This is a genomic window from Domibacillus sp. F004, assembly GCF_057814295.1.
Window position 1 is genome coordinate 449847 of record NZ_JBVATB010000003.1, and the last position, 11174, is coordinate 461020.

The following is an 11174-nucleotide window of genomic DNA, read 5'->3' on the forward strand; positions in this document are numbered from 1 at the left end:
CTATTATTTTTTATATGGATTGTGCGGCATAGCTGTACTTTCTTGGACTGCAGTCCGTTTTGTCTTTATCACTGCTCGATGAACACAACATTATTTTCCTGGTCTAATGAGATGACCAGATCAGACATTCCAACAAATAAACCATTTTCGACTACACCTGGAAGCATATTCAGCTTTTCTTCTAGTTGTTTAGGCTGTGATATTCCTGGAAAGACACAGTCAAAAATATAGTTTCCATTATCCGTCTTATAGGGAGTGTCTTTCATTTGACGCAAATAAGGAGCACAGCCTAGTTTGCGAATATGTTTCTCTGTTAATTCGGCACCAAAAGGAACCACTTCTACTGGCAGGCGAAATGTCCCTAATGTTTCCACCATTTTAGATGGTGCAGCGACTACAATAAATGTGTTAGCTGCTTTGGCGATGATTTTCTCTCTCAGGAGAGCTCCACCCCCGCCTTTAATTAAGTTTAAATGAGCATCAACTTCATCAGCCCCATCAATAGCGACATCAATCTGCTCAATCTCCTTAAAATTTCCTAATGGGATCCCTGCTTTTTTGGCTAATTCCTCTGTTTGAAGCGATGTCGGTATTCCTTGAATCGAGAGTCCTTCTTTTACAAGTTGTCCCAATTTGATGATCGTGTAATACACCGTTGATCCTGTGCCAAGCCCCACTACCATGCCATCTTTAATAAATTCTGCTGCTTTTTCACCAACTACTTTTTTTTCATTCACGTTTGTCTCTCCTTTCAATCATCTTGAAATAAAAAAGGTCTGATGAGAATGCCTCATCAGACTTTTCATTTTATTTGTAAAATTTAACGCGGTCTTCAAGCGGCTGGAATTCTTTTTCTCCTGGTGAAACCGTAGGATGACCAAATGGCATTTGGGCAATCAATTTCCAATTACCAGGAATGTTCCATTCACTTTTCACTTCATCGTCAATCAGCGGATTATAATGCTGTAAAGATGCCCCTAATCCTTCTGCTTCCAAAGCTGCCCATACAACGAGTTGATGCATACCGGATGCTTGATTTGACCAGATAGGGAAATTATCAGCGTATGCAGCGAATTGTTCTTGAAGAGATTTCACGACCAATTCATCTTCAAAGAATAATACCGTTCCGTAGCCTGATTTAAACGAATCCATTTTTTGTTGAGTGCCTTCAAAATCGCCTTCTCCGACAACTTGTCTTAACGTTTCTGTCGTAATGTTCCATAATTTATCATGTGCTTCACCTGTTAATACAACAAGACGTGCCGATTGAGAGTTAAAAGCTGATGGTGTATGTTTCACAGCAAATTCAACGATTTCTTTTAGTCTTTCATCCGATACTTGTACCTCTTTGCTGATCCCATAGTAAGAACGTCTTTCTTTAAGAGCTGTGTAAAAATCTTTTGTCATTACATTCTCTCCTCCTAAGTGTTTTTCCTTAAATTAATCTGAATATAAATATCTCATATTCAAAATAATTTTAAACGTACAAAAAGGGATTGTCAAATTATCTATCCTCACAAAAGAGATGACGATGTAGTAATGGGGTAAAGTTCGCCATTTAAGGCAAATGAAACTCTCCCTGTTTCCTCAGAGACGACGAGAACAAGGGCATCACTTCGTTCAGTTAATCCTAGAGCAGCGCGATGTCTCGTACCCAGTTTTTTATCACCTGTATATCGCTCTGAAAGTGGAAGAACATTCGCGGCGGAATCGATCTGATTAAGACGGACGATGACAGCACCATCATGGAGCGGATTCCCTGGAAAAAATATGGATTCTAATAAAGAGTGGGTCAATTCTGCTCCTATTGAAATACCCGGCTGAATGAAAGAATCAAGGGCATCTTCTCTTGTAATGACAATTAAAGCACCATGTCTTGAATTGGACATATTTTGTAAACATCTTGATAGTTCCGGGTATTTGTCTGTAAACGGAGACAAATAACAATTTAAATAAAAGGTGGCCGCTTTCATTTCAATATGTATAAATCGTTCCTTCACTTTTTCAATATTTCCGAGAAGACAATAATCTTCATGATCCATTGCTTCTAAATTATTATGTAGTGTCATGATAACTTGGCGTATCTCTTCTTTTAGCCCTTGTTTCATCGGCGAAAAGTCGCAATTTGCATCATTCATGGAGCACACCTCCCTTATTTTCTTCGATTAGTTATTTGTGCAACCTGTCAAATAAGTGACATGGTTGATGACTTCTACATTTACTTTCAGTTTGTCTATATGAGCATGATTTATTCTTCTTTTCTGTTGTAAGTATTTATCTACGATTTGCAAACTAAATGAAAGGCATTACTCAAGATTTATGCAATGCCAATGAAAAAAAACCCAATATATTGTTCATATTGGATTCTGTGAATTATTTTGGGACAATTTGCGAAGATGGTAAGTCGACAAACTCCTCTTATTTATCTAAATAAGAGGCGATCAGTGCGGCCGCTCCTGCGATTGCAAACATTAATAACAGTGGATAAGAGGACGGCAGGTAGTAATAAAGAGCTACAATGATAATAGAAGACCATATCCCTACACACCAATGACACGTAAGTAACGTTCCAATCCAATAGCGTAACCCTGAACCTTTAATTTCAATGTTGTGAGTGATTTCTACGTTGTTGTCATCATAATCAGTAGTAATCGTTAAAAATGGGGCACGAATAAACGAAGTAATGTCATCATACATGATTAGGCGGGTAAAACGAAACGCAGCCAATGTTAAAATAACGAGGTTTATCCACGAAATTTCCATCATTTGATTTGACTCCCTATTTTGAAGTTACTTTTAGATAATGCCAAAAAAATCAATTTGATTGGGTAAACAACTCAGGGCTTTTGATTCAATTTTCAGATCAAAGGAAACATACTAAGATTAATAAAAGTGTTCGAAAATCGATGCGCAGCCGGTCCGGGTCAAACAGTATGATCTGTCCAAATTACAGGAATCATAAAAAAGAGTGTCCCAAATACGAAATTTTCGTTATTTCGGGACACTCTTTTCTTTATCATTTTCCATATTTGCAGAATTCATCACTTCCGCTGACTGCCAAGGTGACATGGGTTCCATTTATAGCTCATGTCGCTTCATGAGCCATTGAAAAAAGGGAAGCTGCTTCCAATACCTTAACATTTTCTTTAACGAGCTGCTTTCTTCAACATAGCTTTGCTGTTCTCGCTGGGGGGTATAAGACACATTAGTGTCCTTTGAAGATACAATCGATTGTTCTTCAGATACAGATTTTGTTGGAGTAGGATGATCCTGTTTTATGATAGGTGTATGGTGATGGGTCGTTTTTTTTCGCCGCTTGATGGACTTGTTGTTTTGAAAAGAATGGACTTGTTGTCTATTGACAACATTTGAAGAAAGGGCTGAATTGGTTCTTTTATTGCATCCGCAGCTTGAAGCACGCCGTTTTGGTCTCTTGGATACGGTCTGTTCCCCCTTCACCTCTGGGGTCTGTACCCCGGGTAAAGAAGATGGCTGTTCATGCATATCACATACCTTCTTTCATTTTGAGTGAAATAGAACAATGATGGACTCTGTATAATACGGTTTCATCGTATGAAGCCGTATTATACAGAGTATCCCTTATTGTTCCTAATCTTCAGTCTTTACATGACTATTTTTAACGCCAATGATGCATATAGCTAGATTATTTCCTTTTTTCTTTACGGGCACGTTGTCGTGATGGTGATGGACCAACCTCCAGAGATGGAACCCATATCCGCACCAGCATTGTCTACAACGAACAACTTCCACTCACCATTCGGGTCTGAACCAATAAAGTTGCTCAATGCAACAGTAGGGTTCGGGGTGGGAGCAGGTCCCGGGAAGGTGCCACTACCACAGTTAGTAGGCTTATAAGTGTCGGAAGTAAGAACACCGCCGCATGGAACTGTGTTTATTGCCGCATCGTCAAATATCAAAGTAAGATTGGTAACATCTACGGAGGAATCAGGATCTGACATAAGAATGGTATTCGTTATTCCATCCGGTGCTACAAGCATCACATCGACATCAGAAGGCCAAGTGTGAGAGAAACCGTTAAGGGTAACAGTTACTTTATTAATCGTTCCATCCAAGCCGGCGACATTAATTACGGAAGGATAAGGAGTCGCTGTACCGCTGTCAGGAATAGTAATAGGTGCAGGATTGCTAAACGTAGCAGTTGATGGGACACAGAAATCAAATTGACCTCTAAGCGTTAAAATCATGTCGCATGCGTTTCCACATTCAGCCGGGGCAACAGATAGGTTCACTACATCGATGTTATCCAAGTCAAAGCCATCACACGGATCTACACCTTGACAAGTGTATAAAAGAATATTATCTACGCAACTTTCTCCATGGGAGCAAATGTGACTACTATTTCCATGACTATCCATTACTTCAAGGGACGAAATGAAACGAATGGACCCTTGTACGACAAGGCGGTTAAGTATAACTGGGCATCGCAAGGGATTACCTGGAGGACACGGGTTAGGGATCGTCATTTCTGATTCACAAGTCTCTGTGTTACAGAATAAGCACCCCGAGTCAAAAGCCACAGAAGCGTTAAAGGTCCCATCAGGGTTTTGTACTGGGGTAAACCCCTCCGGCACAACAAAAGTACAACAAAAGTCTACTAGCTGATCACAAGGTTCACAAGCCAAAAAAAATAACCTCCTAATATAATATATTTCCTCCTATTGGAGTTAATACATCCTACGTAATATTACATTATGTGTTCGGGCTATTACCTTATATCAGATGGACACCAAGTATGTTGACTACATTTAAACTATTACTAAAACCTAGGTTTTGCGTTTGTTTAATGAATGTCAAATGATCCTTATTCTTAAGTTCTTGTTCCATTACCATTATAATGATTTTGTAATGATAGGGATTCTTGAACTTTATCTAACTTTGTTAAATATAATTTTAATTGACCCTAGTTTTTCTATCTAACTTAGTGTAGCTCCATTTTCTTCATTTTCTTATACACGATCTCGAGGATCCAACATACTGAAACTGATTCATCTAAAGGCAGTGAAGCAGGCCAGTTTTTTTGCGAGCTCAAGATCCTAGTGCTGTCACGACCTGTTCTTCATTTCTACTATAAAAAAATAGTAGCACAAACCATGGCCTTGGTTTGTGCTACTAAGCTTAGTATATTTTGTTTTGTTCAGAAACTATTGCTCTCCGCTCAATTTGACGAGTATTTTTGCCTGAGACTTGTCGTTTGTCAGTGCTTCAAAGCCATCTCTTACAATGTTGTCAAGGTCAATACGGTCTGTTACGACACCTTGAGGCCGCAATTGGCCATTTGCCATCATATCAATGGTTTGCTGAAAAGTATCCGGTTCATAGGCAAATATCGACGTAATCTTTACACCAGAGGTAGTAAGGGACATTGGATTAAATGCGATCTCCTTTGCGAAAATGGAAACCACAGTCATCGTACCTCGGGATCGTGTCATTTTGACGGCTTGGTTAAATGTCGCTCCGATTCCCGCTATTTCAAAGGAAACATCCACACCATCAGGAACGATTTCTTTTACCGCTTTAACAGGATCTTCTTCTCCAGAATTAATAACATGTGTGGCACCTAATTCTCTAGCTTTTTTTAGACGAGCCTCGGACAAGTCCAGCGCAATAATTTTAGAAGCCCCTGCAGCTTTCGCTGCAATAACTGTGAGCAGGCCAATTGGGCCAGCACCTAGAATGGCGACCGTCTGTCCCATTGTTAAATTGGATTCCTTGATCGCTTGGACACCAACAGCCATCGGTTCCACCAACGCCCCATCCTCTAAAGAAAGCGGATGCGGCAGTGAATATACATGCTTTTCTTTTACGACCACATAATCGGCGAATCCTCCGTCAGTATGTAGGCCGATGGCAGCGTAACCATCATAAATATCAAAACGATCTTCTTTTTCGCCATAAGTGATGCCCGGGTTGATCGTAACTCGATCACCTTGCTTGAAAAGGGTAACATTTTCTCCTGTTTCTTCAACGATTCCGGCAAATTCATGACCCATCGTTAAAGGAGCCTGGTTGCCGGTGAGTGGATCTGTTTCCTCATAAGGAATTTGTACCGGTCCGTGGCTGTATTCATGCAAGTCACTGCCGCAAATTCCCCCCCAAGCGACCTTTACTTTCACCTCATCAGAACCAACGGCAGGTAGTTCCCGTTCTTCCACTCGTATATCTTTTTCACCATACCAAACAGCTGCTTTCATCATCTATATCTATCCCTTCGTTTCAAAATTGATTGAGTATATTTCAAAGTTGTCCTTAATTGTTAACCAAAGTGAGATCTCACTTGCCCATTAACGTGTAAAAGTTACTCTATTACACACTTACCGTATAGTTTACGAGCGCTTTTTCCCAGTCAACAGCAAACTTTTCAATACCTTGATCCGTTAATGGGTGCTTCGTCAGCTGCTCAATGACTGAATAGGGCATTGTTGCAATATGAGCTCCAGCCATTGCTACTCGCGTTACATGATCTGGATGACGAACAGAAGCAGCAATAATTTGAGCGTCTAAGTTATGAAGGCGGAATAATTCAGCGATTTTTGCTACTAATTGTACACCATCTTCAGAAATATCATCTAAACGACCTAAGAATGGAGAAACATATGTTGCACCAGCACAAGCTGCTACTAACGCTTGGTTCACAGTGAAGACAAGTGTGACATTTGTTTTAATTCCTTTTTTAGTCAAATAACGAGTTGTCTCTAAGCCAGCTACTGTCATTGGCACTTTAATTGTAATGTTTTGATCTCCGCCATTAATTTTAATCAATTCTTCCGCTTCTGCGATCATTTCTTCAGCAGTAACAGCATCAGGCGTTACTTCTGCAGATACAGATTCGACTTCAGGCACTGCTTGTAAAATTTCAGCGATGCGATCTTCGAATTTCACCCCTTCTTTAGCGACTAATGATGGATTTGTTGTGACACCGGATAAAACACCAATTTTATACGCCTGTTTAATATCCTGTAAGTTTGCCGTATCAATAAAAAGTTTCATAATAAATTTCCTCCATTACGATTGTTTAAGACTACTGACGTGAACTAGATAAGATCTCTAGTTATGGGCGCCGTTTTATCGCAGATTAACGGGCAGTAAAACCCCCACTGATGGAAGTTTCACTTTATTGGCAAGGTTAAGATCCGTAGTTTCACACTCGCTTCTTGTCATTCACATAATTAGATTAAATCCACCTGAAACCCAGCGGCCTTCCACGATTCCGTTCCCCCTTCAATATAGGAAACATCTGTAAACCCCATTTGTTTGAGGAGATAAGCTCCAAGTGCCGCCTGTCCACCAGCGCCGCAAGTAACGATGACAGATCTGTTTCGATCACTCAGCTGTGGCTCCAGTAAATGTTCTGGCAGCTCAAGATCCGCACGAATAGGCAGCATCCCAAGTGAAATATTTACACTGCTTGGAATTAATCCGCAAGCACCAACATCCGATGCATCCTGTACATCGATAACTAATGTGTTCTTCTTTTTCTCCATACTCTCTTTTGCTTCAGCCGAACTAATACCAGGTACATGTTCGCGAGCTTCTGCTACCATTTCCATAAATGTTTTTGCCATCTTTTCGTCCTCCTCTAAATTGTTACTTCCCTATTTCAAATGAAGAATCTAACCATTTATCCCGCATTAACGGGCAGTAAGATCCCCACTTCAAGACTTCGGAAAGAAAAAAGGATAAGTGGGGAATGAAGAACCCCTCCACTGAATGAAGTTTCACTTTATCCAGTCATCATCTCTTTTTCATTGTTTACACTTTCTTCCCTGCTTGCTTTAAGAAATAGGCTAAGAAAGGCACCTACAACGTAAAGTGCAGCAAATGTCCACATAACGGCTTGCACATTTTCACCGCCGATTAAACCTACTATGCTTGGTCCAACAAACGTACTAAGGCCCGCTCCTAAATTTAATATAGCCATAGCAGCTCCTGTATTTTTAGGTTCAAGTCCTGGTACGATTGCTCCTAATGGGCAAAATGCGGCCAATGTAACTCCGTAAAGCATTGAGACCATCACCGCAACCCAAAATACTTCTCCAAATGCCAATGGAAGGTAATAGAAGAGAAGTGTTGTAATCGCACTTCCAACACATCCAAACCAAGTGATAACGAATCTCCTTCCAAATCTGTCCCCTACGTATCCCCAAATTACGCAAAAAAACATATTAACGGCCGACATACTTCCCCAAATGAGCAACCATTGAGAGATTGTAAAACCAATGACGGCAGTAAAATAAATGGGTAAAACAACAACGAAACCGTATTGTGCAGTTGTATTAATGGTGCGAAGTAGTCCAACTATCCCAATCTTAGGGTTTTCATAAACAATCGTAATTCCTTTAAGAAAACTCTTAAACTTGCCTTTTTCTGAATTCGTGCTTTCCTGGGAATTTTGACTTGAGCCACTTTTCACCATCAAGACACCTAAAATACCACCAAGAAGAATAAAGACTATAGCAGACCATAAAGTACCCATATAGCCGAGATGTGGAATTGTAAAACTTGGATAATAGGCACCTATAAAACCTAATCCACCAGCATATGCGAACCAAAACCATCCCATTATCGTTCCAAGTTTCTCGTTTGGTGCAACCTTAGCAATCCATACGTAGAAAGAGAAAGCAAATAACGGGTATCCGAAACCACGGATTCCATACATAAGCAGGATCATCCCGTAATTTTTCGCCTCTAATCCAAAAGTTAGCAGACCAATATGAAATACTACCCAAATAAGTAAACCTGCTAGCATCACACGACGCGGCCCAAACATTTCAGATAACACGCCAGCAAGCCAGGAGGCAATTGTCAAGGTAACCCCATATACACTAAACACAAGAGCTGCATCACCGACTGAAAAGCCTAAATCAACCAAATACTTTGATAAAAAAGCTTGTTCAATGCCGTCTCCTACCATGAAGAAAAATACAGCAATCATACCCCACGTTAACTTTTTATTTAAACCTTCAACTCCCTTATTATTTAGAGTCATTGAATTGTTACTCATTAAGCTATCCCCCCTTGTTGTTTTATGATTAATTTCTTCTTACTCATCCCTTCATTCTTGCAAGTCTTTTGCCAATTATAAATAAGGATTAGATCTCGAACGTTCGGGCTATAATACGTACTTCATTTCTTTAGGAAAGTAAACATCCTTTCTCTTAAAGAAGGATGTTTACTTGTCATTTAATAGTATTCAGCTTTAATGAATGCTTTGATTACAACATGTTTTTTACTTGATTATAAATCGCTTCACTATCAAAACCATATTTAGCATGGAGCTGCTCAGGCGGTCCTATAGATACAAATGTATCCTGAATTCCTAACCTTTTGAATTTAACAAATGTCCCCTCTTCCGCAAGGCACTCTGCTACAGCCCCTCCAAGTCCACCAATGATGTTATGCTCTTCTGCCGTAACAATAATGCCTGTTTCTTTAGCCGATTTCATAATAATTTCTGTATCTAGCGGTTTAATCGTATGCATATCTATCACTCTCACATTGATGCCTTCTTCAGCTAGACGGTTCGCTGCCTCAAGTGCATACGCAACAGTAATGCCTGTACCAACAATAGTAGCGTCCATTCCATCCTTTACTGTAATCGCTTTCCCGATTTCGTACTCATAATCCTCGGTATATACGACAGGCTCCATGCCACGTCCAATTCGGATATAAATAGGGCCATTATGGTCAGCTGAAGCTTGCAGCACTTTTCCTACTTGATTTGGATCTCCTGGGTTAATAATTGTCATATTGGCTATACTTCTCATAATGGCAATATCCTCCATTGCATTATGAGTATTTCCTCCATTTGCAGTAAAACCGGCATGAGTCGCTACAATTCTTACATTCAGATTAGGATAAGCGATATCTGTTCTCACTTGTTCGCAAGCTCGCATAGATGCAAATGCGGCAAATGTTGAAACGAAGGGGATTTTCCCTGCAATCGCCATTCCAGCTGCTGCAGTCATCATGTTTTGTTCCGCAATGCCGAAGTTGAAAAATCGATCAGGGAACATATCTTTAAACTCACCTGTCTTGTTACTACGCATAAGATCAGCTGTCATGACGACAACATCCTTATTCTGTTTACCTAAGTTTACTAATTCTTTTCCATACACTTCTCTTGCTGTTGCTTCGTGAAACCATTGAGTAAAGTTAATCGTTTGTCCTGTTGCTTGACTAGTCAAATCAGTCACCCCTCAACCTTTTGTTTTGAATGTCTTGAGTTATCCAATATTTCCATACACGTCTTAAGTAATTCTGAATCAACAGAACCTGCATGCCATTCTGGGTCGTTTTCCATAAAAGGAATTCCTTTGCCTTTTACAGTATTAGCAATAATACAAGTTGGTTTATCTGAATCAACCGAAGGCAGTGAATTCAGTGTATCTACCATAGCTGACATGTCATGGCCATCAATTCTAACGGTATTCCAACCGAATGCTTCCCATTTGTCCTCTAGTGGTTCTATCCCCATAACTTCTTCTGTATTTCCATCTAATGACAATGAATTTCTATCAATAATGGCTACAATATTTCCAAGCTTAAAATGACTAGCTGACATCGCTGCTTCCCAGACAGAACCTTCGTTTGACTCACCATCGCCTATTAGCGTGAATATCCTGAATTTTTCGTCATTCATTCTTGCTGCAAGAGCCATACCTACGCATCCTGATAAACCATGTCCAAGCGATCCTGTAGACATCTCGATCCCCGCAGGAACTGTATCTTTACAAGGATGCATTCCATATTTGCTATCTAGCAGACCATAAGTAGTCATTAATTCTTCTTCATCAAAGTAGCCCATATCCGCTAAAATGGTATACAATCCTCCGGCCCCATGCCCTTTGCTTAGCACAAATCGATCTCTCTCGGGCCATTCTGGATTTTGAGGATCATGATTCATCGCATAATAATAAAGCGCTACCAAAGAATCCGTCATAGAAAAATCCCCTCCAACATGCAAAGAACCTGCATGATGGGCAAGAGTCAATATTTTTTTGCGAATATCACAAGCCTTATCTTCCAATGTTTCAATTACATTCACATCATTAGACAAATTAAACACTCCTTTTTCTGAATATTTAGATAATATATTGAAAACTAATAACTAATGAGACGCAAAATTATTTTTT

12 protein-coding genes are annotated in these 11174 nt (G+C 39.9%); all 12 read right to left on the minus strand.

Going from position 1 to position 11174, the window contains the following annotated elements; genetic code table 11:
* Positions 1 to 68 precede the first annotated feature (68 nt).
* The 12 genes from rpiA to ACZYRN_RS10905 all read right to left on the minus strand — a co-directional run bounded on the left by rpiA (position 69) and on the right by ACZYRN_RS10905 (position 11098).
* Complete coding sequence (rpiA, locus tag ACZYRN_RS10850) at positions 69 to 737, minus strand: ribose-5-phosphate isomerase RpiA (RefSeq protein WP_488911596.1); 669 nt, start codon at positions 735 to 737, stop codon at positions 69 to 71.
* 70 nt (positions 738 to 807) lie between these two features.
* Positions 808 to 1407 carry a nitroreductase family protein gene (locus ACZYRN_RS10855; protein WP_488911597.1) on the minus strand — a complete coding sequence of 200 codons (600 nt, stop codon included), beginning with the start codon at positions 1405 to 1407 and terminating at the stop codon, positions 808 to 810.
* Positions 1408 to 1514: 107 nt separating this feature from the next.
* Positions 1515 to 2138, minus strand: a complete 624-nt coding sequence (gene cdaS, locus ACZYRN_RS10860) for a sporulation-specific diadenylate cyclase CdaS (protein ID WP_488911598.1) — start codon at positions 2136 to 2138, stop codon at positions 1515 to 1517.
* A 280-nt stretch (positions 2139 to 2418) separates the two neighbouring features.
* Positions 2419 to 2766 carry a DUF1360 domain-containing protein gene (locus tag ACZYRN_RS10865; RefSeq protein WP_488911600.1) on the minus strand — a complete coding sequence of 116 codons (348 nt, stop codon included), beginning with the start codon at positions 2764 to 2766 and terminating at the stop codon, positions 2419 to 2421.
* A 312-nt stretch (positions 2767 to 3078) separates the two neighbouring features.
* The gene (locus ACZYRN_RS10870; RefSeq protein WP_488911602.1) at positions 3079 to 3504 is read right to left on the minus strand and encodes a hypothetical protein; all 426 of its coding nucleotides are present in this window, start codon (positions 3502 to 3504) and stop codon (positions 3079 to 3081) included.
* Between the two features lie 176 nt (positions 3505 to 3680).
* On the minus strand, positions 3681 to 4664 hold the full coding sequence (locus tag ACZYRN_RS10875; RefSeq protein ID WP_488911603.1) for a hypothetical protein: 984 nt from the start codon (positions 4662 to 4664) through the stop codon (positions 3681 to 3683).
* A 519-nt stretch (positions 4665 to 5183) separates the two neighbouring features.
* Positions 5184 to 6233: a 2,3-butanediol dehydrogenase gene (locus ACZYRN_RS10880; protein WP_488911758.1), complete on the minus strand. Its 1050-nt coding sequence runs from the start codon at positions 6231 to 6233 to the stop codon at positions 5184 to 5186.
* A gap of 112 nt (positions 6234 to 6345) precedes the next feature.
* Positions 6346 to 7029, minus strand: coding sequence for a fructose-6-phosphate aldolase (gene fsa, locus ACZYRN_RS10885; protein WP_488911604.1), 684 nt, complete (start codon positions 7027 to 7029; stop codon positions 6346 to 6348).
* Between the two features lie 179 nt (positions 7030 to 7208).
* Positions 7209 to 7604 (minus strand): rhodanese-like domain-containing protein, encoded by a 396-nt coding sequence (locus tag ACZYRN_RS10890; protein WP_488911605.1) that lies wholly within the window; start codon positions 7602 to 7604, stop codon positions 7209 to 7211.
* Between the two features lie 158 nt (positions 7605 to 7762).
* Complete coding sequence (locus tag ACZYRN_RS10895; protein WP_488911606.1) at positions 7763 to 9043, minus strand: MFS transporter; 1281 nt, start codon at positions 9041 to 9043, stop codon at positions 7763 to 7765.
* A 211-nt stretch (positions 9044 to 9254) separates the two neighbouring features.
* Complete coding sequence (locus ACZYRN_RS10900; RefSeq protein WP_488911607.1) at positions 9255 to 10226, minus strand: transketolase family protein; 972 nt, start codon at positions 10224 to 10226, stop codon at positions 9255 to 9257.
* A 5-nt stretch (positions 10227 to 10231) separates the two neighbouring features.
* A complete protein-coding gene (locus ACZYRN_RS10905) occupies positions 10232 to 11098 on the minus strand; it encodes a transketolase (RefSeq protein ID WP_488911608.1) in 867 nt (288 codons plus the stop codon).
* Positions 11099 to 11174: the final 76 nt, after the last annotated feature.